Origin of the sequence: Pseudomonas fluvialis, assembly GCF_002234375.1 — a bacterium.
GTDB classification, from domain to species: Bacteria; Pseudomonadota; Gammaproteobacteria; order Pseudomonadales; family Pseudomonadaceae; genus Aquipseudomonas; species Aquipseudomonas fluvialis.
In genome coordinates this window covers 147,161-171,563 of the sequence record NZ_NMQV01000004.1, presented here as the reverse complement: position 1 = coordinate 171,563, position 24,403 = coordinate 147,161, and the positions used below count along the sequence as shown (strand labels likewise).

Here is a 24,403-nt window from a genome sequence, read left to right as displayed (position 1 = left end):
CCCCTCGTTTATAAGTCTTGACCCGCGCGCAGCTGCTCGCACCAACGCTGCGCACGCGGGGTGCGAGCCTGCAGGTGCAGGCAACGGCCCTCGCCGCTGGGCGCAATGGTAATGTCCAGCTCAGCGCTTGGCAAAACACCTGCGCCGCGTTCCGGCCACTCGATCAAACACAAGGCATCCTCGGCGAAATAGTCGCGAATCCCCAGAAACTCCAGCTCCTCGGGATCAGCCAGACGATACAGATCGAAGTGATAGGCCTGACCGTCGGCCAACTCATAGGGCTCGACCAGGGTAAAGGTCGGACTCTTCACCGCGCCCTGATGCCCCAGACCGCGCAACAGGCCTCGCGACAGCGTGGTCTTGCCGGCCCCCAGATCACCGCGCAGATAGATCACGCCATGCCCACCACATACCTGCCCCAGGCGTGCACCAAAGGCCTGCATGGCTTCTTCGCCATGTATCTCCACGCTCAGTTGCAACATGGGCTGTGCTCCTCCAGCAACTCACGAATCACTCCGACCAGCTCACTGGCCAGCAGGCCTCGCCCGGCCTGCCCCAGACGCTCACCGGCACGCGCATGCAGCCAGACCGCCAGCTCGCTGGCCGGCAACGCCGCCAGCCCCTGAGCCAACAAGGCACCGATCAGCCCGGCCAATACATCGCCCAATCCCGGCCCGGCCATCGCCGGATGGCCATGCTCACAGAGACGCAGGGCATGTCCATCCGTCACCAGGCTACCGGCGCCCTTGAGTACCACCACGGCCTGGTAGCGTTGCGCCAGACGCAGGGCCGCTGCCGGCCGGTCATCCTGCACCTCGACCAGACTGCAACCCAGCAGGCGCGCCGCCTCTCCCGGATGAGGCGTGAGCACTGCACCGGCGCGGATCTGCACCCGCCCAGCCGCCAGCAGGTTCAAGGCATCGGCATCCCAGACCTGCGCGCCCTCGAACTGCGCGGCCGCCGTCAGCAGGCTGCGCCCCCAGGCGCCCTGACCCAGGCCGGGGCCGACCACCAGCACATCATGCCCCGGCAGAAGCGCCAGCAACTGCCCACTCGACAGCAGCCCGCGCACCATCAGCTCGGGACAACGCGCGAGCGCGCCCGCCACATGCTCTTCCCGCGTCGCCAGGCTGACCATACCGGCACCTCCGCGCAAACCACTCTGCGCCGCCAGCAGCGCCGCACCGCCATAGCCACGTTCTCCGCCAACCACCAGCAGACGTCCGCAACGCCCCTTGTGCGTGGTGCGCGGACGCGCCGGCAAACGCTGCAGGTTGCCTGCCGTCAGGCGCTGCGCCATGGCAGGCGCCGCTGCGCAAAGCGCCGCATCAGCCTGCAGATCGGCAAAACACAGTTCGCCCACCTGATCAGGGCCCGCCCCGGTGAACAGGCCCAGCTTGAGAGCAATAAAGGTAACGGTAAGATCGGCGCGCACCGCCGCACCCCATAGCCGGCCAGTGTCGGCACACAACCCGCTGGGGATATCCAGCGCCAGGCACGGCAGGCCGCTCGCATTGATTCGCGCCACCGCCGTGGCATAAGGCTCGCGCAGCTCACCCGCCAGCCCGGTGCCGAGCATGGCATCGACCAGCAGACCGTCCAGCACGGCCTCGGCGTGCCAGGGCTGCACCTGCACACCCTGCGCGCAGGCCTCGGCATACGCCTGCGCCGCCGCATCGCGCAACCTGGCAGGATCAGCCAGGCTATACACCTGCACATCCCAGCCGGCTCGCCGGGCGAGAACCGCCAGCAGGTAACCGTCACCGCCGTTATTGCCAGGCCCGGCCAGCACACAGAGCTTGCGCAGCTGCGGCCAACGGCGGCGCAAGGCACGCCAGGCGGCCTGGGCCGCCCGCTGCATGAGCACAGCGCCCGGCGTGCCGGCAGCCATCAAGCGGGCATCCAGCGCGCGAACCTGCGCCGCGTCGTGCAGCGACAACGGCCAGGACGAAGGGTATTCGGACATGGGTACTCCTGCGGCAACTCTGGCAAAATTATACCCCGCTTCCCCTGCACGCTGGCCTGCCATGCCTACATCGCCACTCGACCTAGCCACCCTGGCTGCCTCCATCAAGGAATGGGCCCGTGAACTGGGCTTCCAACAGGCCGGCATCTGTGAGCCGCAACTGGACGAACAGGAGGCACACCTGCAACGCTGGCTGGATGCCGGCTACCACGGCGAGATGGACTACATGGCCGCGCACGGCAGCAAGCGCAGTCGCCCCGCCGAACTGGTGCCCGGCACACTGCGGGTCATTTCTCTGCGCATGGACTATCTGCCTGGCGACACGCGAATGAGCCAGCGCCTGGCCCTGCCGGAACAAGCCTATGTCTCGCGCTATGCGCTGGGCCGTGACTATCACAAGCTGATCCGCAAACGCCTGCAGCAACTGGCCGAGCGTATTCAGCAGGCCATCGGCCCCTTCGGCTTCCGTGCCTTCGTCGACAGCGCCCCGGTGCTGGAGCGCGCCATCGCCCGCCAGGCCGGCCTCGGCTGGGTAGGCAAGCACAGCCTGATCCTCAACCGCCGCGCCGGCAGTTGGTTCTTCCTCGGCGAGCTGTTCGTCGATGTGCCCCTGCCGGTCGACACGCCACTGGATAGCGAACACTGCGGGCGCTGCACCGCGTGCCTGGACATTTGCCCGACCCAGGCCTTCGTAGCGCCCTATGTGCTGGATGCGCGGCGCTGTATTTCCTACCTGACCATCGAGCTGAAAGGCCCCATCCCCGAAGCGCTGCGGCCGCTGATCGGCAACCGGGTGTTCGGTTGCGACGACTGTCAGATCGTCTGTCCGTGGAACCGCTTCGCCCGCCCCAGCGAGCAAAGCGATTTCCAGCCGCGCCACGGACTGGACAACAGCAGCCTGGCGGAACTTTTCCTATGGAGCGAGGAAGAATTTCTGCAGCGCACCGAAGGCTCGCCACTGCGGCGCGCCGGCTATCAGCGCTGGTTGCGCAACCTGGCCGTAGGGCTCGGCAACGCCCCCTCGACCATCCCTGTACTGCAGGCCCTGCGCGCCCGTCAGGACGACCCCAGCGAGCTGGTCCGCGAGCACGTCGCCTGGGCGCTGCGCCAGCACGCCGAACGCGACGCCCAGTAAGCCACTGGCCGCCTGGCCTTCAGCGCAGAGGCCGCGTGACCCACCTACAGCTTGAGCAGGTGGCGACGATAATGCTGCAGCTCGGCAATCGACTCGCGGATGTCATCCAGCGCCTGGTGCGTACCGCGCTTCTGGAAGCTTTCCTTGACCTGCGGCGCCCAGCGCTCGGCGAGAATCTTCAGGGTCGAGACATCCAGGTTGCGATAGTGGAAATAGCCCTCCAGAGTCGGCATGTAACGCACCAGGAAACGCCGATCCTGACCGATGCTGTTGCCGCAGATCGGTGATTTGCCGCGTGGCACCCACTGTTCGAGGAACGCCAGGGTTTGCGCCTCCGCTGCAGCCATGTCGGTGCGGCTGTCACGCACCCGCTGGGTCAGCCCGCTCTCGCCATGCGTACGGGTGTTCCATTCATCCATACCCGCCAGCACGGCATCGGGGTGATGAATGGCGATCACCGGCCCCTCGGCCAGCACATGCAGATCACTGTCGGTAATGATCGTGGCCATTTCCAGAATGACATCGCGCTCCGGCTCCAGGCCGGTCATTTCCAGGTCGATCCAGATGAGATTCTGCGGGTCTTGCATAGCCAAAGGCTCCTGACAGGCGGTGGGAAACGCTGATCGAGCAATCAGCGCAAGCTGCTACGCGGGTAGCCAGCCAAGGCTGGTCAAAACAGCCGAGTGCGCAGTGTAGCAATTAGCGCTGTGTTTAACGGGCCTGAGCAAAGACCCGCCTGCTCACGGCATGCGCCACACCAGCAGGGCACCAGCCCGCCAATCGTGCAACTCGATGCGCTGCGTAGGCGCCACGCCAGGAATGGCAAAACTGTTGCTGACCAGCAAGCTGCCATGTCCCATCTCGGCCTGTGCCTTGTCCCACACACGTGGCATGGGTGCGGGCGAGAGAAAGCAGTAGACCAGCGCGTAGGGCGCCAGGTCGACCTGCCACAGGCTGCCATAGCGCACTCGGCAGTTAGCCAGCGGCAGGCTGCGCAACCAACCGAGCAGAAATACCAGCGGCGCACTTTCCACACCATGAAACTGCCGTTGCGGATTGGCGCGAGCCAGACGGGCAAGACTACCCGCCAGGCCGCTGCCAAGGTCGATAAAGGCCGCATCGTCGGGCAACTGGTCAAGCAACTGCTGCAAGGCCCGCTCCGCCGGCGCACTGCTCAGATAGAGCGGCACCCGCTCGCCCAGGCTGTTCCAGTTGGCCAGTAGCAGCAGAGCGAACATCGACGCCGGCAGCCAGGCCGGCCAGTCCAGCTGCTGGCCCAGCACTACCGCCGGCATGAATAACAGACTGATGGGCAGCCACCAGCGCGGCAAGCCCAGCAGATGCCCCGTCACAGCAGCCAGCCCGCCCTGTAGCCCGGCCAGAGCCAGGCCAGTCAGCGGCCACCCCGTCAGTCGCCAGACAACCGGCAACACCGCCCAGGCCAGCAACCCGGCCAGCACCTGCAGCAGCAGCGCCAGCACGGCTGGATAACGCCTTAGCCAAGCCACAGCCCATTTCCTCGCAGCCCTCGATGACGCGCAGTGTAGCGGCGCAGCGCGCCCGACGCGCGTGCTAAACTCGCGCATCCTTCACCCTGCGGATCCCCCATGGCCAAACGCCAACTCAGTCGCCGGCAAAGCTGGCGCATCGGAAAAATCCAGGAAGAACGCAGCGCCCGCGCCGCCAAGCGTGAGTCCCGCGCCCTGGAGGAACTGCAAGGCGGCGACCTCGGCGAGGAGCAGAACGGCCTGGTCATCGCCCATTTTGGCGTACTGATTGAAGTCGAAGCGCTGGATGGCGAGCAGGCAGGCCAGGTATTCCGCTGCAACCGGCGCAGCAACCTGCCGGCACTGGTTACCGGCGACCGCGTCGTGTGGCGCCCCGGCAACCAGCAGAACGGGGTGATCGTTGCACTCCTGCCGCGCCACTCCGAGCTATGCCGGCCCGACATGCGTGGCCAACTCAAGCCGGTTGCAGCCAACATCGATCAGATCGTCATCGTGTTCGCCCCGCTGCCGCATCCACACGCCAACCTGATCGACCGCTACCTGATTGCCGCCGAGCATGCCGGTATTCGGCCGCTGCTGCTGCTGAACAAGGCCGACCTGCTGGACGAACACAACAGCGCGCACATCGACCGTCTGCTGGCCACCTACCGGCAACTCGACTATCCGCTGCTGGAAGTCTCGGCACAGGATGGCGCCGGCATGGACGAACTGCGGCAACGCCTGGATGATCGTATCAGCGTATTTGTCGGTCAGTCGGGGGTGGGCAAGTCATCGCTGGTCAACAGTCTGCTGCCAGGCATCGACACGCGGGTCGGGGCACTCTCCGAGCAGACCGGCAAGGGCACGCACACCACCACCACGGCACGCCTGTTTCACTTCCCCAATGGCGGAGAGCTGGTCGACTCGCCCGGCATCCGCGAGTTTGGCCTCGGCCATGTCAGCCGACAAACCATCGAGGAAGGCTTTATCGAGTTCCGCCCGCTGCTCGGACACTGCCGCTTCCGTGACTGCAAACATGACCGCGAACCCGGCTGTGCCCTGCTCGCTGCACTGGCAGACGGGCGCATCCAGGAACAACGCATGCACAGCTACCGGCACATCATCGCCAGCCTGCCGCAAGACAGCTACTGACGCGGCTCGCCCATTTGCAACACGCCCTCTTCGAAGATGTTCAGGCGCTCACGCAGCTGCCCGGCCGGTAGCGGCTCGGGCGGCGTGTCTGCAGCAGGTGCAGCGGCGGGCGACGTATCCGACGCGTCGTCATTTTGCTCGCTCTCGATGGTGCGCTGAGCCTTCTTGGTCAGCACCACGATGTCGATACGCCGGTTCACCGGATTGAAAGGATCTTCGCGATCAAACAATGCCGAAGAGGCGTACCCCACGACACGCGCTACCTGTTCCTCCGGGTACCCCCCAAACACCAGGGTACGACGGGCAGCATTGGCACGATTCGAAGACAACTCCCAGTTACCAAAGCCACCCGCACCGGCAAAGGGTTTGGCATCGGTATGCCCGCTAATGCTGACCTTGTTCGGCACCCCCTTGATGGTGTCGGCCATGATCAGCAGGATATCTTCGAAGTACGGCTGCAACTGAGCGCTACCGAGGTTGAACATCGGCCGGTTATCGGCATCCATGATCTGTATGCGCAACCCGTCCTGGGTAATCTCGAAGAGAATCTGATCCTTGAACTTCTGCAGCTCGGGGTTTTCCTCAACCTTGTTCTGCAGCTCCTGGAGCAGCATCTCCAGGCGCTCGCGCTCGACCTTCTCGGCCAGGTTCTCCGCGACATCCGGACTGATCTTGACCTGCTCAGGCGGATTGACCTCGGTTTCCCCTTCAGGATTGATGTGCAACTCGTCGGCGTCGGTACGCCCCTGGGAATCCGGATTGAGCGTGCGATCCGGCGCCACGGTAGGCGTACCCCCCAGGTCAATGACATAGGGGCTGGCACTTTCGGTAAAGCCGATAGGGTCCTGAAAGTAACCGGAAATCGCTTTTTTCTGCTCCGGCGTAGCCGAGGTCATCAGCCACATCACCAGGAAGAACGCCATCATCGCCGTGGCAAAGTCAGCAAAGGCAATCTTCCAGGCCCCGCCATGATGGCCACCGGCAACCTTCTTGATGCGCTTGACGATAATCGGCTGATTGTTTTCCACGATTCAGGCCTGTTCAGCTGCCACGCATGGCCTGTTCCAGCTCGCTGAAGCTGGGACGATGTGCCGGATAGAGCACCTTGCGACCAAACTCCACGGCCAGAGTGGGTGGCATCCCGGACGCCGAAGCCACCAGCGCGGCCTTGATGGCCTCGTAGACGTTCAGCTCTTCCTTGGCATCATGCTCCAGCGCATTGGAGAGCGGCGCAAAGAAACCATAGGAAGCCAGGATGCCGAGGAAGGTACCCACCAGTGCAGTACCCACTTTCTCGCCAATCTGCGCGTTATCCGCCGTGGCAAGAATGGACATGGTAATCACGATACCCAGCACCGCCGCCACGATACCCATCGCCGGCATGCCATCGGCCACCTTGGCCACCGCATGGGCGGGGTGCTCAAGGTCTTCCTTGAGGCTGGCCAGCTCCATGTCGAACAAGCCTTCCAGCTCATGGGGCGCCATGTTGCCCGAGGACATGATGCGCAGGTAATCGCAGATATAGGCGGTCATGCGCTGATCCTTGAGGATCGCCGGGTACTTGGTAAAGATCGGGCTGGACGCAGGCTCCTCGACATCCGCCTCGATGGCCATCATGCCTTCACGACGGCTCTTGTTGAGAATCTCGTAGATCAGCTTGAGCACCTCCAGATAGAAGGTGTGGGTAAAGCGCGAACCGAACATGCTCAGCGACTTTTTGAACACATGCATGAAGGCGCTGGCCGGGTTGGCCTGCAGGAAAGCCCCCAAGGCGGCGCCGCCGATGATCATCACCTCGAAGGGATGCACCAGCGCCATGATTTTGCCCCCGGAAAGCACGAAGCCCCCCAGCACGCAACCGAAAACGACGAGAATGCCGACTATTTTGATCATCTGGACACTTGCACGAGCGATGGGAAGGGTGTTTGCAACAAGCCCTTCTATTTATCGGAACATATACGCCAGACTATAGCCCCCGAAGGCGAAATGCCAGTTGGACTGCATGCCCATGACGTCTGCCCCGCCCCTGCCCCGCAGCATCGAAGGCTGGATCAAGCACCTTGATCCGGTGCGCCTGCCCATTGCCCGCGAGCAACATCTGCGCATCAGTCGTGCACTGGCTGACAGCCGCCTGTCATTACGCGACATCGCCCTGCAAATGCAGGACTGCCCGGCCATTGCCCTGAGCCTGCTGCGCGAAGCCAACCGCCCACGCAGCCCTCTGCACAGCCCGGCAGAAAGCCTGGAAGTCGCGCTTACCCGACTGGGCATCGGTCGTTGCGAGCAACTGCTCGGCCAACTCCCCCAGGCGGAGAGCAGCCGAATCCCTCCGCCACTGCGGCAACTGGAGCTGATCAGCCTGCACGCCATGCAACAGGCCAACGGACTGTTCGCCCATCGCCTGGCCCGCCTCTGGCAGGAAGTGCACTGGGGCAGCCTGCTGTTCCTCGCGCCCCTGTGGCCGCTGCTTGCCGCCCATCCGACACTGTTCCTGGCGTGGGAACAACGCGTACTGGCTGCCGGTGAACCTGCCCGACAGGTCGAGCAGGAGCTGCTTGGCGTGCCCCTGCTGCAGCTCTGCCAGGCACTGGTCGAACACTGGCGCCTGCCACAGTGGATCATCGATGGTTATCGCCTGCTCAACAGCGACAAGCGCCTGCTCGTCAAAGCACTACATATTGCCCGCGACCAGGCACACCCACTCCAGCAGCAACACCAACTGGATGCCGATCCTGCCCTGCGTCGCTGGCTGGGGCAGCCTGCACACAGCCTGCTACTGGCCAATGGCCTGGCCGTAGCCGCTCACCACAACTGGAGCACTCCGCACAGCCTACGCTGGCAGCGTCTGGCCGGGCTGTATCTGCAGCAACCCCTGGAACTACTGCAACAGCAGGTTCACCAGCACGCCGTGAGCAGTGCGCGACTACATGCTCAAGCCGATCTCTGGCACCCGGCCGAGGCCCTGCTCTGGCCATGGGACTGCCAGCGCCTGCACGTGGTGCGCAAGGACAGCCACGCACAGGCAACTGCACCTGTAGCGAGCAGCCGTCTGCACGAGGACTGGAAGCCACTCTGCACCGAGCTGCTCAAGCAGCCCAGCCCGTTCGACAACCTATTGCAGCTGACCAGCCACGCCTGCCGCGCGCTACGCGCCTGCGGCCTGCAGCGCATCCTACTGCTGCTTGCCGATCGCCAGCATACCCGCCTCGTCGCCCAGCAAAGCAGTGGGCTCAGCGGCCTGAAGTCGGGGTTCAGCCTGGACCCCGCCAGTAGCCAGATCCTCAAGCGACTGCTGCAGAAACCGGCCCAGCTGCGCCTGGAGCCCGCCAATCAGGCGCAATATTCCGCGTTACTACCCGGCAACCTGAAAGCCCTGTTCCCCAGCGAACACCTGCTGCTGCGTTCGCTGGCCAGCCAGGAGCGCGTAGTCATGCTGCTGGTCTGCGACCAGCAGGGCATACCCTTCAGCAGCGAACAACTGCACGCCTTTGGCAAAACCGTGCAATGTATCGAGCGCGCCCTGGACAACTTCAGCCGCCGCGCACGCTGATGCTTTCCGCTACAATCACTTCACCCTCAAGCCCTGGAGCCCCGGCATGCGTGCCTTTTCCTCCCTGCCCCTGGTGATCGAGCCGGTCGACCTGGCTGAGCGCCTGCACGCCCCCGAACTGATCCTCGTTGACCTGCGCAGCCTGGAGCAGTATCGCGCCGGGCATATCCCCGGCGCCCGGCACGTTGACAGCAAGCGCACCCAGCGCAGCGCCAGCCCAACGCCGGGCCTGCTGCCCGAACTCGACGCCTTGCAGCAACTGTTCGCCGAACTGGGGCACCGCGAAGAAGCCGTTTACGTGGTGTATGACGATGAAGGTGGCGGCTGGTCAGGACGCTTCATCTGGTTGCTCGACTGCATCGGACATAGCCGTTATCACTACCTCAATGGCGGCTGGCTGGCCTGGAATGCCGAGCAGCGGCCACAAAGCCAGGAAGAGCCGCCTCTCGGCCAGGACGAACTGCAACTGACGCTCAACGACGCACCGACCGCCAGCCGCGAATACCTGCAGCAACGCCTGGGCGCCAATGAGCTGGCAATCTGGGATGCCCGCTCAGCGGCCGAATTCAGCGGTGCAAAGGTGCTCGCGGCGCGGGGTGGACACATCCCCGGCGCCATCAACCTGGAGTGGACTGCCGGCATGGATACGCAGCGCCAGCTGCGCATCCGCCAGGATATCGGCGCCTTACTGGCGACCCATGGCATTACTGCCGATAAAGAAGTCATCACCCACTGCCAGACTCACCGCCGCTCCGGCTTCACCTACCTGGTCGCCAAGGCGCTTGGTTACCCGCGTGTCAAAGCCTATGCCGGCTCCTGGTCGGAATGGGGCAACCTGCCCGACACGCCCTGCGAACTCTGAAGGATCATCATGAAAGAACGTCTGTTCATCATCAGCCAGTACCTGCTGCCCCACCACCTGCTCTCGCGCCTGGCCGGCTGCCTGGCCGAATGCCGCGTGCGCTGGGTGAAAAACGCCTTTACCCGCTGGTTCGCCCAGCGCTATCAGATCGACATGAGCGAAGCGCAGGTCGAGGCACTGGATGGCTATGAGCATTTCAACGCTTTCTTCACGCGTGCCCTCAAACCCGGCGCCCGCCCACTGGACAGTGCAACGGACAGCGTACTGTGCCCTGCCGACGGCGCCATCAGCCAGCTTGGCCGTATCGAGCACGGTCGCATCTTCCAGGCCAAGGGACACAGCTTCAGTGCCGTGGAATTGCTGGGCGGCGATGTGCAGCGTGCCGCCCCCTTCCTCGGCGGGCAGTTTGCGACGGTCTACCTGTCGCCGCGCGACTACCACCGGGTGCACATGCCGCTGAGCGGCACACTGCGGGAAATGGTCTACATCCCTGGCCGCCTGTTCTCGGTCAACCAGAGCACGGCAGAAAATGTCCCTGAACTGTTTGCCCGTAACGAGCGCGTCGCCTGTATCTTCGACACCGAATGCGGGCCGATGGCCGTGGTATTGGTCGGCGCCATGATTGTTGCCAGTATCGAGACCGTCTGGGCCGGTCTGGTTACCCCGCCGCGCCGCCAACTGAAGACGCAGCGTTATGACGAAGCCGCACGCGCGCCCATTCAGCTGGAAAAGGGTGCAGAGCTCGGCCGTTTCAAACTGGGCTCGACCGCTATCGTGCTGTTCGGCCCGCAACAGGTGCAATGGCTCGACGAGCTCGCCGCCAACAGCCCGGTGCGCATGGGGCAGGCTTTGGCCAAGCAGGTCGCACAAACGCACACCGAAGCCGCGCAGAGCGAGGCAGCAGCACCGACAAACTGCTAGAGTGCAAGAAAACACTGGCGGCGGCGGCGTCTTGAGCGCTGACCAACGCACACCGGATCATGGAGTCACGGCAAGCAATGGATAGTCCTCGCCCCCAGCTGCGTCTTCGGGTGCCTACACCCGATCGACACAACCTGAGCTTCTGCGACGGTTCGCTACGCGATCTGCGTCGCTGGGTGGCCGGCCTGCCCAAGGCCAACATCGGTGAAACCGCACGCCAGCTGTATCAGGCCCTGGTGGAACTCAACCAGCTGCAGTGCGCCAGCGAACAGCGCCTGCAAATGCTTGAGCTGCTGCGTCCGGAAATTCATTTCGTCTGTCAGCATCTGGAACGCCATTTTATCGGCCAGGCCATCGTGCTTGACGAGCGTCCGCGCAAGGTTGCCAACCTCTGCCAGGCCCTGCAAAACCACCTGGCCATCGGCTACAAACTGATTGTCAGCCAGGCGCTTCAGGAACCCAGCAACCGACAGCGCGACAATCACCTGCTGATTGCCCTGCAACGCGCCATCCGCAGCCTGACCGCCCCGCTGGTGCGCGCCAGCCAGCTTTACTGCCCGGTGCCGGAAGGCCTGTGGCTGGAGCTGCACCAGCTGTACCAGATCGCCAGCCAGGCTCAACTGGCCGAGCAGCCGGTCAGCGATGGTCTGGCACGCCATGGCAACGCCATGAGCTGCGCACAGAGTTACCTGGTTGCCTTGCTGCTCGGCTGCGCACGTACCAATCAGATGCGCCAGAGCGGCATTGCCCGACTCGCTGAAATCCTCGAAGCCTGGAGCCTGCTGGCACGCCTACTGCCTGCCAGCGACAGCGCCAGCCTATTCGCCATTGCACCACAACAGGATGGCCCGCCGCGTTTCAAGTCGCTCTTTGGTAGTGCCGAGCAGCAACACATGCTTGGCCTGGATACCCATCCACTGGCTGACAGCATCAAGGAATACCTGCTGCTGCCCGAGGAAGAACGGCAAGGCTCGCGCCTACTGGTTCCCGCGCACTTCAGCGTGGACATGTTGCAACACCTGGCCGCCGCATGGGGCGATATTGCCGAACGCACCTTCCAGCGCAACCAGGGCCAGGGGCAACTGACCCTGTGTATCGGCATGAGCGCTTTGCACTACTACCTGGGCGAGCGCAAGACCCTGGCACAGCAGCTCAAGCGCCCGGAAGTCCCCAAGCAGGCGGTGTTCGCCAGCGATGCCGGCGCCGCCCAGGATATATGGGGCAACGCCTTTGATGCACAACCCGGCATGCGCTGGGACGCCGGGCTGGATATGGAAGAGATTCAGTACAAGCCTGCTGCAGAGAGCGAAGAGACTGGCTTGGGGAGCGACGCCGACAGCGACGAATATCCCGTGCATGAACTGCCTATCGTTAACCACAGCCCCGGCGGCTATTGCCTGAGCTGGCCACGCGAGGTTCCCAGCCAGCTGCAGACCGGCGAGCTGCTCGGCATACAGGACATGCCAGGACGCGCCTGGACCGTGGCCGTGGTGCGCTGGATTCGCCAGGTGCGCGGTGGTGGCACCCAGATGGGTATCGAGCTGATCGCCCCGCAGGCGCAACCCTGCGGCCTGCAACTGATCCGCAAGCAGGAACAAAACAGCCAGTACCTGCGCGCCCTGCTACTGCCGGAAATTCGCGTGATCTCCCGCCCCGCCAGCCTGATTACGCCACGCTTACCGTTTCAGGAAGGGAGCAAGGTACAGCTCAACCTGCAGGGCGAAGAGCACCGTGCAACGCTTGGCCGACGCCTGTGTGCCACCGGCAGTTTCAGCCAGTTCCAGTACCGTCTGACCGATGCCGCCGACCACCCGGAAGGGAAGCCGGTCACAAGCGGGAAAGCCTCCGGGGTCAGTCTGGAGGAAGACTTTGACTCCCTCTGGAAGTCGCTGTAGATTCGCCAAACCCTTATTTTTCCAGCTTTTTAGCGCCTTTAGTGCGCAAATAGACCTGCCATGGCCATTGCAAAAAAAACCATCCGCCTGCTGATTCTCGAAGACTCGCAGAACGAAGCAGAGCGTTTGGTCAGCCTGTTTCGCAATGCCGGGCATGCCACCCGAGTGCATCGCCTGACGTCCAGTGACGATTTGGCCGAAGCCCTGCAACAGAGCTGGGATCTGCTGATTGCCGCACCTTACAGCGAGCACCTGGACCCGCACGAAGCACTCAACGCCATTCGCCGCCAGGCCAAGGACATCCCCTTTATTCAGCTGGTCGTGGACAACGATCCGGACAACATTACCGAAGCCCTGCAACTGGGCGCCCAGGATGCCCTGCCAGCGGGAGAGGACGAACGTCTGCTGCTGGTGGCCAAGCGCGAACTGAGTAACCTTGAAGAACGTCGCGCCCGACGCAGTGCGGAAGTGGCCTTGCGCGAAGCAGAAAAGCGCTGCCAGCTGTTGCTCGACAGCTCGGTGGACGCCATCGCCTACGTACATGACGGCATGCACATCTACGCCAACCGAGCCTACGTGGAGATGTTCGGCTACGCCGATGGCGAGGAGCTGGAAGGCATGCCAATGATCGATCTGATTGCCGGCAGCGATCAGGGTGCCTTCAAGGACTTTCTCAAGAGCTACCGTAACGGCGAGGAAAATGCCGAGCTCAGCTGCCAGGGAGCACACATCGACGGCAGCCAGTTCAGTATCCGCATGAGCTTCTCGCCGGCCACCTACGATGGCGAACCCTGCATCCAGGTGGTACTGCGCGCTGAAAGCAGCAATGCCGAGCTGGAAGAAAAACTCCGCGAAATCAGTAGCCAGGACCTGGTCACCGGCCTGTACAACCGCCCACACTTCCTCGAACTGATGGATGCGGCAGTAGAACGCGCCGTCAGCCAGGGACAAAGCGCTACGCTGGCCTATATTCGCCTGGATCGCTACGCCAGCCTGCTGGCCGAGGTAGGCATTGCCGGCATCGACCTGCTGCTGGCCGACCTCGCCCACCTGCTGCGCGAACACTTTGCCAGCGACGCCCAACTGGCACGTTTTGGCGATGATATCTTCAGCGTACTGCTGCCCGGGCAACATCCAGAACAGGCACACGCTGCGCTTCAGGCACTCCTGAAGAAAGTCGAAGCGCATCTTTTCGAAGTCAGCGGACGCACCGCACAAACCACCCTGAGCATCGGCGTGGCCGGGCTCAATGAAAAAACCGCACGCGCCCAGGACATTGTCGATCGCGCCCATCGCTGCGCCGACGAGTTGCGCGACGGCAATGGCATCAAGCTCTACGATCCGGCTGAAGAACTGGCCGCTGCCGCCAGCCGCGGCAACATCCAGGCCATGCTGCAACAAGCCCTGGAGACCAACGGCTTCCGCCTGCTGTTCCAGCCGATCATCAGCCTGCGTGGCGACAACGAAGAGCACTACGAAGTGCTGCTGCGCCTGCATAACGCACAGGGCGAGGAAGTCCCGCCCGCCGAGTTCCTCGCCGCCGCCATGGAGCTGGGGCTGGCAGAGAAAATCGACCGTTGGGTGATCCTCAACTCCATCAAGCTGCTTGCCGAGCACCGCAACAAGGGCCACAACACCCGACTGTTCGTGCACCTGACAGCCAGTAGCGTGCAGGATCCGACCCTACTGCCCTGGCTGAGCGTGGCCACCAAGGCAGCCCGCCTGCCGGCCGACGCCCTGGTCCTGCAGCTCGCCGAGCCGGATGCCATTGCCTACCTGCGCCAGGCCAAGGCACTGACCCAGGGCTTGGCGCAACTGCACTGCAAAGTCGCACTGAGCCAGTTCGGCTGTGCCATCAACCCGTTCAACAGCCTCAAGCACCTGCATGTCGACTTCGTGAAGATCGACAACTCCTTCAGCCATGACCTGGCCAACCCGGAAAACCAGGAAGCCCTGAAGACCCTGCTGGCCAGCCTGCATGCCCAGGCCAAGTTGACCATCGTACCCTGCGTGGAAAGCGCCTCGGTGCTCGCCACGCTGTGGCAGGCCGGTGTCAACTACATCCAGGGCTACTACTTGCAAGGTCCCAGCCAGTCGATGGATTACGACTTTTCTTCCGGCGACGAGTGATTGCGCCTAGGCTTCGGCCTCACTGATCAACCAGTCCAGACGCCAGGTTGCCTGGCTTTGCGCCAGCTGCTCGGCCAACCAGGGCAGCAGCTCACGCAGGCTGTCTTCCAAGCCCCAGGGCGGATTGGCAATCGCTAGCCCTGAACCGTTCAGGCCCAACGCATTGTCGGCCGGATGCACCATGAGCTCGGCACGCAGCAACTTCGGCGCCGCACTGGCAGCCAGCGCCTGGTAGAAACTGCGCAACTGCCGCTCATCCTTGATCGGATACCAGATCACTACAATGGCCTGGCGCATGCGACCCAGCGCGTCATTCAGCGCCTTTACACAACGCTGCAGTTCATCGAGCTGCTCAAAAGGCGGATCAATCAGCAGCAGCACGCGTTTTTCCGCTGTCGGCAGCAGGGCCCGCGGCACATGCCAACCGTCACCACGATGCACCGCTACGCGTCGATCCTCGGCCATATTGGCTTTGAGCAGCGCGCCATCTTCCGGGTGTTTTTCATTGCAGTGCAGACGGTCTTGCGGGCGACTCAGGCGGCGCGCCAACTCCGGCGATCCCGGGTAGTAACGCAAGCGGCCATCAGCATTCAGCGCCCGCACTACCTGCAGATAATTCATCAGCGCTTCCGGAAGCGCCGGTTGCTCCCACAGCCTACCGATACCTTCGCGCCACTCGCCAGTACGGCTGGCCTGGTCGCCCAGCAGGTCATACAGCCCCACACCGGCATGACTGTCCAGATAGGCATAGGGCGCATCCTTTTTGGCCAGCAGGGCCAGGATGCGCGCGATACACAGATGCTTGAGCACGTCGGCATGGTTGCCGGCGTGAAAGGCGTGACGGTAGTTCATGGGGCTCTCCGAAGCGAGCGGCAAGTTTACCCGCTGTGCCGCTTTTACGCGCGCCCCAGCGTACAGGGCAGGCTGCCGCCATCAGCTACTTGATTGAGGCAAGCGCCCCATTTCGGCACCTGTCGCACGCTGGCAATACGGTACAAGGCTTGCCCCGAGCAGTCTTGCTGAGCAAGTCTGTAGGGCAAGAGCCAGGCATGCGCTGGCCAGCCGTGGTCTTGTGCGAGTCACGGCTACCGACCTTCCACCCGCGAAAACGGAGCACTCATGCTGATCGACGACCTGCTTGGCTGCGAACTGCCCCTGATCCAGGCGCCGATGGCCGGCGCGCAGGATCATCGCCTGGCCGCCGCCGTGTGCCAGGCCGGCGGCCTCGGCTCACTGCCCTGCGCCATGCTCACGCCCGCCGCCTTGCGTCAGGAACTGCAAGCGATGCGCGCACTGACCGCACGCCCGTTCAACCTCAACTTCTTCAGCCATGCCCTGCCAGAACCGGACGCCGCCCGCGAGGCTGGCTGGCGGGACACGCTGGCACCATACTATGACGAGCTGGGCGTGGACCCGATGTGCATTGCGGGTGGGCCTGGACGTCTGCCCTTCAATGACGAAACGGCCGAATTGGTCGCCGAGTTCCGCCCGGCGGTGGTGAGCTTCCACTTTGGCCTGCCGGATGAAACCTTGCTGCAGCGAGTCCGCAACAGTGGCGCGAAGATTCTCTGCACTGCCACCACCCTGGAAGAAGCGCTGTGGCTACAGGAACGCGGTGTCGATGCGGTGATTGCCCAGGGGCTGGAGGCCGGCGGGCATCGCGGGCACTTTATGGATTTCGACCTGAGCCGCCAGCTCGGCACCTTCGCCCTGCTGCCGCAACTGGTCGATGCCCTCGCGGTGCCAGTGATCGCCGCCGGCGGTATCAGCGATGCGCGTGGCGTAGCGGCTGCCATGACCCTCGGTGCGGCAGGCGTGCAAGTGGGCAGTGCTTACTTGCTGTGCCCGGAAGCCACTACCAGCGTCGTGCACCGCACCGCCCTGCATAGTCCGAATGCACGTCACACGGCGTTAACCAACCTGTTCAGCGGGCGTCCGGCGCGGGGCATCGTCAATCGCCTGATGCGCGAACTGGGTCCGCTCAGCACGCAGGCGCCGGCCTTCCCGCTGGCCAGCGCGGCCATCGCGCCCTTGCGGGCAGCCGCCGAGGCACAGGGCAGCGGGGATTTCTCACCCCTATGGGCCGGACAGAACATCGCCAACTGCCAGCCCATGCCGGCCGCAGAACTGACTCATGCGCTGGCTCAGGGCTTCATTGCAGATCGAGGTTCGCCCACCGATGGCTGATGTGGTGCTTTATCACCACAACTGATGATGCTGGGCAGCCGGGGCAGCGACTGCCTAGACTCGAACCCTCATCTGGAGGCCCGTTCCATGTCCGAAACTCTGCTCAGCTCCCGCAACCTGGCATTCGAACTCTATGAAGTACTCGACGCCGAAGCCCTGACCCAGCGCGAACGTTTCGCCGAGCACAACCGCGAAACCTTCGACGCCGCCATCGCCACCGCCCGCGGTATCGCCGAGGAACTGTTCGCCACGCACAACCGCAAGAACGACGAGCATGAGCCGCAATATGTCGACGGTGGCGCAGTGCTGATCCCCGAGGTCGAGCCGGCCCTGCGCGCCTTCCACGAGGCGGGCTTTCTCAACGCCACCCGCGACTTCGAGCAGGGCGGCATGCAGCTGCCCAACCTGCTGTCGCAGGCCTGCTTCGCCCACTTCCAGTCGGCCAACATCGCCACCAGCTCCTACTCGATGCTGACCATGGGCGTGGCCAACCTGATCGAAGCCTTCGGCAATGACGAGCAGAAACGCAAATACCTGCAGCCGATTATCGACGGCCGCTTCTTCGGCACCATGGCGCTGACCGAGCCGCACGCCGGCTCTTCCCTGTCGGATATCCGCACCAAGGCCGAGCCGCACGCCGACGGCAGTTACCGCATCAAAGGCAACAAGATCTTCATCTCCGGCGGCGACCAGCCGATCTCCGAGAACATCGTGCACATGGTGCTGGCCAGGCTGCCGGACGCACCGCCCGGAGTGAAGGGCATCAGTCTGTTTATCGTGCCGAAGTTCCTGGTCAACGAAGACGGCAGCCTGGGCAAGCGCAACGATGCCCTGCTGGCCGGCCTGTTCCACAAGATGGGCTGGCGCGGCACCACGTCCACGGCGCTGAACTTCGGCGATAACGACGACTGTGTCGGCTATCTGGTGGGCAAGCCGCACCACGGCCTGTCCTACATGTTCCAGATGATGAACGAGGCACGCATCGGCGTCGGCATGGGCGCCATCATGCTTGGCTACGCCGGCTACCTGTACTCGCTGGACTACGCGCGCAACCGCCCACAGGGCCGCCCTGCCGACGGCAAGGACCCGAGCAGCCCACAGGTGGCAATCATCGAACACGCCGACGTACGGCGCATGCTGCTGACCCAGAAGGCCTACGTCGAGGGTGCCTTCGACCTCGGTCTGTACGCCGCGCGGCTGTTCGACGACACCCAGACCCTGGCAACCGCCGAGGAGCGCCAGAGCGCCCTGGAGCTGCTCGACCTGCTTACCCCGATCGTCAAATCCTGGCCCTCGGAGTTCTGCCTCAAGGCCAACGAACTGGCCATCCAGATCCTCGGCGGACACGGCTATACCCGCGAGTATCCGGTTGAACAGTACTACCGTGACAACCGCCTGAACCCAATCCACGAGGGCACCCACGGTATTCAGTCGCTCGACCTGCTCGGCCGCAAGGTCTCGATGAACAAAGGGGCCGCGCTCAAGCAACTGATGGCACTGATCCAGGCCACCTGCCAACAGGCCAGTCAGTTCGAGACGCTGACGCACCTGCGCCAACCCCTCGAACAGCTGGTACAGCGCCTGGGCAGCGTGACCCTGGCCCTGCTCGGCGACCTCATGGCCGGCAAGGTCGAACAGGGCCTGGCCAACTCGGCTTTGTATCTGAACGTGTTCGGCCATGCGGTGATTGGCTGGCGTTGGCTGGAGCAGGCGATCCGTGCCGAGCAGGGCCGCTTGCGCAGCCTCGACAACGCCGAGGAATGCGCCTTCTATCAAGGCAAGCTGCAGGCTGCAGGCTATTTCCTGACCTGGGAAGTGCCCGCCTGTCAGCATGCCCTGAACCTGCTGGAAGCCCGCGACGCGACCTGCCTGGCCATGCAGCCGGACTGGTTCTGAAGACAGCAGGCGCCAGCTGGGCCGCCTGTGACACTTTGACAGCCCGCGCCGGCAGCCCGCAGAATCGAAACAGGCGCCCCCTGCGGCGCCCTGTTTCCTGCCTGTCGGAGTAGCCCTTGGACGCCATCACCATCAACAGCCTGTTGCTGATTGGAGCATTGCTCGTTGGCGCCAGCATCCTGTTGAGTTCGGTCAGTACGCGCCTGGGCATACCGATCCTGGTGATATTTCTCGGCGTTGGCATGCTGGCCGGCACCGATGGCGTAGGCGGCATTGTTTTTGACAACTATGCGCTGGCCTATCTGGTCGGCAATCTGGCGCTGGCCGTCATCCTCCTTGACGGCGGCCTGCGCACCCAGGTCAAGAGCTTTCGCGTGGCCCTCTGGCCGTCCCTGTCGCTGGCCACCCTGGGCGTGCTGCTGACCTCCGGGCTGACCGGCCTGGCAGCCACCTGGCTATTCGACCTGCACTGGCTGGAAGGCCTGCTGATCGGCGCCATCGTCGGCTCGACCGATGCCGCTGCGGTATTCTCTCTACTGGGTGGCCAGGGGCTTAACCAGCGAGTCAGCGCCACTCTGGAAATCGAATCAGGTAGCAACGACCCCATGGCGGTATTCCTCACCGTCACCCTGATTGCCATGCTGGCCAGCGGCCAGGATCACTTCGACCTGAGCGTCGCCGCCCAGCTGCTCTGGCAATTCGGCCTTGGCGCAGCGCTCGGCCTGGGCGGCGGCTGGCTACTCCTGCAGCTGGTCAATCGCCTAAGCCTGGCCAGTGGCCTCTATCCTCTACTCACCGTCAGCGGCGGCCTGGCCCTGTTCGCCATCACCAACGCGCTCGGCGGCAGTGGCTTCCTGGCCATCTACCTGTGCGGGCTGCTGCTCGGCAACCTGCCTATCCGTTCACGCCATGGCATCCTGCATATGCTCGATGGCCTGGCCTGGCTGGCGCAGATCGGCATGTTCCTGGTGCTAGGACTGCTGGTGACGCCGCACGAGTTGCTGCCGATCGCCTTGCCAGCGCTGGCCCTGGCGCTGTGGATGATTCTGGTGGCGCGCCCACTTTCGGTCTTCCTCGGCCTGCTGCCATTCCGCGCCTTCCACGACCGTGAAAAGGCCTTTATCGCCTGGGTAGGCCTGCGCGGCGCGGTTCCCATCATCCTTGCCGTATTCCCGCTGATGGCCGGCCTGGAGAACGCCCAGTTGTTCTTCAACCTGGCGTTCTTCATTGTACTGGTCTCCCTGTTGCTGCAAGGTACCAGCCTGCCTTGGGTGGCACGCCTGGCCAGGGTCACCGTCCCCCCCGAGCCAGCGCCCATCTCGCGCGCGGGACTGGAGGTACACCCCACCAGCCAGTGGGAACTGTTTATCTACCGCCTCGGCGCGGAGAAGTGGTGTATTGGCGCGCCCCTGCGTGCCTTGAAGATGCCCGAAGGCACCCGTGTCGCTGCGCTGTTTCGCCAGCGCCAATTGCTCCACCCATCCGGCAGTACCACCCTGGAGGCCGGCGACGTACTCTGCGTGGTCGGCCATGAACACGACCTGCCGGCACTGGGCAAACTGTTCAGCCAGCCACCCAAGCGCGGCCAGGACCTGCGCTTCTTTGGCGACTTCATTCTCGAAGGCGAAGCCGAACTTGGCGCAATTGCCAAGCTGTATGGCCTGCCCCTGGGTGAAGAAGAGGCTCAGCAGAGCCTGGCCAACTTCATGCTCGGGCAAATTGGCGGCGCCCCGGTGATCGGCGACCAAATCGAGTGGCAGGGTCTGACCTGGACGGTCGCGCAACTGGAAGGCAACCGAATAGCCAAGATCGGCGTACGTTTTCCGGAAGGCCGCAGCGGGCCCGGTCTGTTCCTGTGAGCCAGGCGCAGCCTTCTGCCATCAGCAGGCTGCTAGACTAGCGCCTTCGTTGTTACTGCCATGAGCGTTGTCATGTCCCCGCTGCGTGCCTTGCTATATCCCCTGTTGCTCTGTGTTTCCCTGCTGGCTCATGGTGTGCCCAGCAGCGACCAGGTACAAGCCAGCCTCAACGGCCTGGCCGAACGCAAGCTGGCCGAAGCCGAAGAGGCTGCCATCAAGGCCACCCTGGAACAAACCCTGGCCTTCCTGCGTCAGCGAGACAACAGCGACAGCCAGCTCAAGGCATTGCGCCAGCAACTCGAGCAGGCACCACGCCAGGTCACCCAGAACCAGCGCGAGCTGGCCCAACTCAAGCAGCAGACACCCAGCGACCTGGCCAGCCAGTCACGCAATCGTTCGGTGGAGCAGCTTGAACAACTGCTGGGGGAACGCAACAAACAACTGAGCGAGTGGCAACAGGCACTGGGTGAAAGCAACAGTCAGCTGATCGCCGCACAGACCCGACCAGAGCGCACCCAGGCGCAGATCAGCAGCAACCAGACGCGCAGCCAGCAAATCAGCAACCAGTTGAAGAGCAACCGCGACGGCAATCGCCCGCTGAGCAGCGAACGACGGGATCTGCTGCAGGCCGAGCTGGCGGCCCTGGACAGCGACAACCTGCTGCTGCGCGAGAGCCTTGCCGGCAACAACCAGCTGCTGGAGCTGGCCAGCAGCCGCCGCGACCTGCTCAACCTGCGCATCGGTCGCCTGGAAAGCGACATTCTCACCCTCCAGGAACTGATCAGCGACAAGCGTCGCGCGCAATCCGAGCAAACCGTCGCCGAGCTGGGCGGCCAGGCCCAGAACGATGGCGGCAACAGCCTGCTGCAGGAAGAAAGCCTGCTCAACCAGAAATATTCCGAGCAATTGCTCAAGACTACCGACCGGCTCAACAGCCTGACCACGCAAAACCTGCAGGTACGCCAGCAACTGGACAACCTCAGCCAGGCCGAGCAGGCCCTGGAAGAACAGATCAACGTACTGCGTGGCAGCCTGCTGCTGTCGAAGATTCTCTACCAGCAGAAGCTCGAACTGCCGCGCCTGAACCTCAAGGGCAATCTCACCGATGAGATTGCCGACCTGCGCCTGCGTCAGTTCGAACTGGGCCAGCAACGCGCCCTGCTCAGCAATGTCTCCCAATACATTGAGCGCCGCCTGGGCAGCCACGCCAGCGACGCCGAGCTGCACAGCCAGTTGAGCAGCCTGGCCCAGGCACGCAGTGAGTTGCTGGAACGCCTGGATCGTGAGCTGAACGCCCTGCTCAACGTCAGCATTACCCTGCAGCTGAACCAGAAGCAGCTGCAAAGTACGGCCAATGCGCTACGCCAGACCCTCGACGAGCAGATGTTCTGGATTCCCAGCAATCGCCCGCTGGACCTGGCCTGGCTGCAGAGCTGGCCCCAGCTGCTCCAGCAGCAACTACTCGGTATTCCGTGGCAAAGTACCCTGGAAGAACTCTGGCGCGGCCTAGGCAGCCGCCCATGGCTGTTCATTCCGGTTTTCCTGCTCGCCCTGGGTCTGTTCTGGCATCGCCAGCGCATCAAGGATCGCCTGCAGGCACTTGATCAGGATATCGGCCACTACAAACGCGACAGCCAACTGCATACCCCACAGGCCTTGCTGCTCAACCTGCTGCTGGCACTGCCGGTCAGCCTGCTACTGCTGCTTGGCGGCCTCGCCCTGGAATTCGATGCCCGCGGCCAGAACGTCTACCTGGCCCCGGCACTGCTGGAAATCGCCCAGGCCTGGCTGGTCCTCTACTGCAGCTTCCGTATTCTGCGCCCGCATGGCATTGCCGAGCGACACTTCCACTGGGATCAGCAGTTGACGCGTTTCCTGTTCGTGCAGATCCGCCGTCTTGGCCTGGTAGTGATACCGCTGGTCGCCGTAGTGACCATTGCCGAAAACCATCCTTCGGCCTTCGATGAAGATGCCCTGGGCATGGCCATCGTACTGATCGGCTACAGCCTGATGACCTGGCTGCTGGCCCGCCTGCTGCTTTCGGCGGAAGCCCGCGAACATGCCTCGCCGCTGCGCCTGCTGCTCGGCCTGGGCATCACCCTGCTGCCGCTGGGGCTGATCATCGCCGTGGGCTTCGGTTATTACTACACCGCCCTGAAGCTCACCGACCGCCTGATCGACACCCTCTACCTGCTGCTGCTCTGGGTCGTGGTGGAAGCCAGTTTCGTCCGTGGACTGTCGGTAGCCGCCCGCCGCCTGGCTTATCAGCGCGCACTGAGCAAGCGGCAGAGTACGGCCAAGGACAGTGAGAGCGGCGAGGCCATCGAAGAACCCAGCCTGGATATCGAGCAGGTCAACCAGCAATCTCTGCGCTTGATCCGCCTGACCCTGCTGGGCGTGTTCGGCGTGGCGTTGTACTGGGTCTGGGCCGATCTGTTGACGGTGTTTACCTACCTCAACCAGATCACCCTGTACCAGTACACCAGCGGCAGCGGAGAAACGGCGACCCTGGTGCCCTTGAGTCTGGGCGATCTGATCGGTGCCATCGTCATTGTCATGCTCACCGTGGTGCTGGCACGCAACCTGCCGGGCCTTCTGGAAGTCCTGGTACTTTCACGCCTGCGTCTCGCCCAGGGCAGTGCCTATGCCACCACGGCCCTGCTCTCCTATCTGATCGTCGGCCTGGGCAGCGTAGTTACCCTGTCTACCCTGGGGGTCAGCTGGGACAAGCTGCAATGGCTGGTCGCGGCCCTGTCGGTAGGTATCGGTTTCGGCATGCAGGAAATTTTCGCCAACTTCATTTCCGGCCTGATCATCCTCTTCGAGCGCCCGGTGCGCATTGGCGACGTGGTAACCATTGGCAACCTGTCCGGCACGGTCAGCCGCATTCGCATCCGCGCCACCACCATCACCGACTTCGATCGCAAGGAAATCATCGTCCCCAACAAGACCTTCATCACCGGGCAACTGGTCAACTGGTCGCTCAGCGACACCGTCACCCGCGTAACCATTCGCGTGGGGGTCGGCTACGGCTCCGACCTGGAACTGGTGCGACGCCTGCTACTGCAGATCGCTCAGCACAATCCTCGCGTGCTGCGCGAACCCAACCCGATGGTGTATTTCCTCAACTTCGGCGAAAGCACCCTGGACCACGAGTTGCGCATCCATGTCCGAGAGCTGGGCGACCGCAACCCGGCCATCGACGAGATCAACCGGGAAATCGATCGCCAGTTCAAGGAGCACGGCATCGAAATTGCCTTCCGCCAGCTCGACGTATTCATCAAGAACGTCAGCGGCCAGCAGTTGCACATCAGCGAAGGCCCAGGCCACTGAGTCACAGGCTACAGGCCTACGTTTATTCCT

General features: G+C 63.5%; 18 protein-coding genes. 11 read left to right on the top strand and 7 right to left on the bottom strand.

Features of this window, described 5'->3' with window-relative positions; translation table 11 throughout:
• Positions 1–8: 8 nt before the first annotated feature.
• Positions 9–482: a tRNA (adenosine(37)-N6)-threonylcarbamoyltransferase complex ATPase subunit type 1 TsaE gene (tsaE, locus tag CFY91_RS03505; protein WP_093984961.1), complete on the bottom strand. Its 474-nt coding sequence runs from the start codon at positions 480–482 to the stop codon at positions 9–11.
• Positions 470–1,966: an NAD(P)H-hydrate dehydratase gene (locus CFY91_RS03500; protein ID WP_093984960.1), complete on the bottom strand. Its 1,497-nt coding sequence runs from the start codon at positions 1,964–1,966 to the stop codon at positions 470–472. The genes tsaE and CFY91_RS03500 overlap by 13 nt, the downstream gene beginning before the upstream one ends.
• 61 nt (positions 1,967–2,027) lie before the next feature.
• Here CFY91_RS03500 and queG point away from each other — a divergent pair, with 61 nt between their 5' ends.
• Positions 2,028–3,101: a tRNA epoxyqueuosine(34) reductase QueG gene (gene queG / locus CFY91_RS03495; RefSeq protein ID WP_093984959.1), complete on the top strand. Its 1,074-nt coding sequence runs from the start codon at positions 2,028–2,030 to the stop codon at positions 3,099–3,101.
• A gap of 44 nt (positions 3,102–3,145) precedes the next feature.
• On the opposite strand, the gene orn is transcribed toward queG, so the two are convergent.
• Both orn and CFY91_RS03485 read right to left on the bottom strand, forming a co-directional pair.
• The gene (gene orn / locus CFY91_RS03490) at positions 3,146–3,688 is read right to left on the bottom strand and encodes an oligoribonuclease (protein ID WP_093984958.1); all 543 of its coding nucleotides are present in this window, start codon (positions 3,686–3,688) and stop codon (positions 3,146–3,148) included.
• A gap of 153 nt (positions 3,689–3,841) precedes the next feature.
• Positions 3,842–4,609 carry a hypothetical protein gene (locus CFY91_RS03485; RefSeq protein WP_093984957.1) on the bottom strand — a complete coding sequence of 256 codons (768 nt, stop codon included), beginning with the start codon at positions 4,607–4,609 and terminating at the stop codon, positions 3,842–3,844.
• Positions 4,610–4,708: 99 nt separating this feature from the next.
• Here CFY91_RS03485 and rsgA point away from each other — a divergent pair, with 99 nt between their 5' ends.
• Complete coding sequence (gene rsgA / locus CFY91_RS03480; RefSeq protein WP_093984956.1) at positions 4,709–5,740, top strand: small ribosomal subunit biogenesis GTPase RsgA; 1,032 nt, start codon at positions 4,709–4,711, stop codon at positions 5,738–5,740.
• Here the strand turns inward: rsgA and motB are convergent.
• Both motB and motA read right to left on the bottom strand, forming a co-directional pair.
• Positions 5,734–6,768: a flagellar motor protein MotB gene (motB, locus tag CFY91_RS03475; protein ID WP_093984955.1), complete on the bottom strand. Its 1,035-nt coding sequence runs from the start codon at positions 6,766–6,768 to the stop codon at positions 5,734–5,736. The genes rsgA and motB overlap by 7 nt on opposite strands.
• A 13-nt stretch (positions 6,769–6,781) precedes the next feature.
• Positions 6,782–7,633, bottom strand: coding sequence for a flagellar motor stator protein MotA (gene motA, locus CFY91_RS03470; protein ID WP_093984954.1), 852 nt, complete (start codon positions 7,631–7,633; stop codon positions 6,782–6,784).
• Positions 7,634–7,748: 115 nt separating this feature from the next.
• Between motA and CFY91_RS03465 the strand changes: the two genes are divergently transcribed.
• The 5 genes from CFY91_RS03465 to CFY91_RS03445 all read left to right on the top strand — a co-directional run bounded on the left by CFY91_RS03465 (position 7,749) and on the right by CFY91_RS03445 (position 15,098).
• Entirely contained in the window at positions 7,749–9,290 is a 1,542-nt protein-coding gene (locus CFY91_RS03465) for an HDOD domain-containing protein (protein ID WP_093984953.1), read from the top strand.
• A 46-nt stretch (positions 9,291–9,336) separates the two neighbouring features.
• Complete coding sequence (locus CFY91_RS16185; protein WP_093984952.1) at positions 9,337–10,152, top strand: rhodanese-like domain-containing protein; 816 nt, start codon at positions 9,337–9,339, stop codon at positions 10,150–10,152.
• Positions 10,153–10,155: 3 nt separating this feature from the next.
• Positions 10,156–11,073 (top strand): archaetidylserine decarboxylase, encoded by a 918-nt coding sequence (asd, locus tag CFY91_RS16180; protein WP_188390262.1) that lies wholly within the window; start codon positions 10,156–10,158, stop codon positions 11,071–11,073.
• Positions 11,074–11,150: 77 nt separating this feature from the next.
• Positions 11,151–12,968: a molecular chaperone gene (locus tag CFY91_RS03450; RefSeq protein ID WP_093984950.1), complete on the top strand. Its 1,818-nt coding sequence runs from the start codon at positions 11,151–11,153 to the stop codon at positions 12,966–12,968.
• 60 nt (positions 12,969–13,028) lie between these two features.
• Positions 13,029–15,098, top strand: coding sequence for an EAL domain-containing response regulator (locus CFY91_RS03445; protein ID WP_093984949.1), 2,070 nt, complete (start codon positions 13,029–13,031; stop codon positions 15,096–15,098).
• 6 nt (positions 15,099–15,104) lie between these two features.
• Here the strand turns inward: CFY91_RS03445 and CFY91_RS03440 are convergent, their stop codons facing one another.
• Positions 15,105–15,950, bottom strand: a complete 846-nt coding sequence (locus tag CFY91_RS03440; RefSeq protein ID WP_093984948.1) for a 23S rRNA (adenine(2030)-N(6))-methyltransferase RlmJ — start codon at positions 15,948–15,950, stop codon at positions 15,105–15,107.
• 267 nt (positions 15,951–16,217) lie between these two features.
• Here CFY91_RS03440 and CFY91_RS03435 point away from each other — a divergent pair, with 267 nt between their 5' ends.
• The 4 genes from CFY91_RS03435 to mscK all read left to right on the top strand — a co-directional run bounded on the left by CFY91_RS03435 (position 16,218) and on the right by mscK (position 24,373).
• Positions 16,218–17,285, top strand: a complete 1,068-nt coding sequence (locus tag CFY91_RS03435; RefSeq protein ID WP_093984947.1) for an NAD(P)H-dependent flavin oxidoreductase — start codon at positions 16,218–16,220, stop codon at positions 17,283–17,285.
• An 87-nt stretch (positions 17,286–17,372) separates the two neighbouring features.
• Entirely contained in the window at positions 17,373–19,181 is a 1,809-nt protein-coding gene (locus CFY91_RS03430; RefSeq protein WP_093984946.1) for an acyl-CoA dehydrogenase, read from the top strand.
• Between the two features lie 116 nt (positions 19,182–19,297).
• On the top strand, positions 19,298–21,040 hold the full coding sequence (locus tag CFY91_RS03425) for a potassium/proton antiporter (protein WP_093984945.1): 1,743 nt from the start codon (positions 19,298–19,300) through the stop codon (positions 21,038–21,040).
• A gap of 72 nt (positions 21,041–21,112) precedes the next feature.
• Positions 21,113–24,373 (top strand): mechanosensitive channel MscK, encoded by a 3,261-nt coding sequence (mscK, locus tag CFY91_RS03420; protein ID WP_371870505.1) that lies wholly within the window; start codon positions 21,113–21,115, stop codon positions 24,371–24,373.
• Positions 24,374–24,403: the final 30 nt, after the last annotated feature.

Coding starts and splice junctions, on each gene's coding strand:
- CFY91_RS03435 (WP_093984947.1), top strand. CDS start 16,218: ATGCTGATCGACGACCTGCTTGGCTGCGAACTGCCCCTGATCCAGGCG.
- motA (WP_093984954.1), bottom strand. CDS start 7,633: ATGATCAAAATAGTCGGCATTCTCGTCGTTTTCGGTTGCGTGCTGGGG.
- CFY91_RS03500 (WP_093984960.1), bottom strand. CDS start 1,966: ATGTCCGAATACCCTTCGTCCTGGCCGTTGTCGCTGCACGACGCGGCG.
- CFY91_RS03450 (WP_093984950.1), top strand. CDS start 11,151: ATGGATAGTCCTCGCCCCCAGCTGCGTCTTCGGGTGCCTACACCCGAT.
- queG (WP_093984959.1), top strand. CDS start 2,028: ATGCCTACATCGCCACTCGACCTAGCCACCCTGGCTGCCTCCATCAAG.
- CFY91_RS16185 (WP_093984952.1), top strand. CDS start 9,337: ATGCGTGCCTTTTCCTCCCTGCCCCTGGTGATCGAGCCGGTCGACCTG.
- tsaE (WP_093984961.1), bottom strand. CDS start 482: ATGTTGCAACTGAGCGTGGAGATACATGGCGAAGAAGCCATGCAGGCC.
- orn (WP_093984958.1), bottom strand. CDS start 3,688: ATGCAAGACCCGCAGAATCTCATCTGGATCGACCTGGAAATGACCGGC.
- rsgA (WP_093984956.1), top strand. CDS start 4,709: ATGGCCAAACGCCAACTCAGTCGCCGGCAAAGCTGGCGCATCGGAAAA.
- mscK (WP_371870505.1), top strand. CDS start 21,113: ATGTCCCCGCTGCGTGCCTTGCTATATCCCCTGTTGCTCTGTGTTTCC.
- CFY91_RS03465 (WP_093984953.1), top strand. CDS start 7,749: ATGACGTCTGCCCCGCCCCTGCCCCGCAGCATCGAAGGCTGGATCAAG.
- CFY91_RS03445 (WP_093984949.1), top strand. CDS start 13,029: ATGGCCATTGCAAAAAAAACCATCCGCCTGCTGATTCTCGAAGACTCG.
- CFY91_RS03430 (WP_093984946.1), top strand. CDS start 17,373: ATGTCCGAAACTCTGCTCAGCTCCCGCAACCTGGCATTCGAACTCTAT.
- CFY91_RS03440 (WP_093984948.1), bottom strand. CDS start 15,950: ATGAACTACCGTCACGCCTTTCACGCCGGCAACCATGCCGACGTGCTC.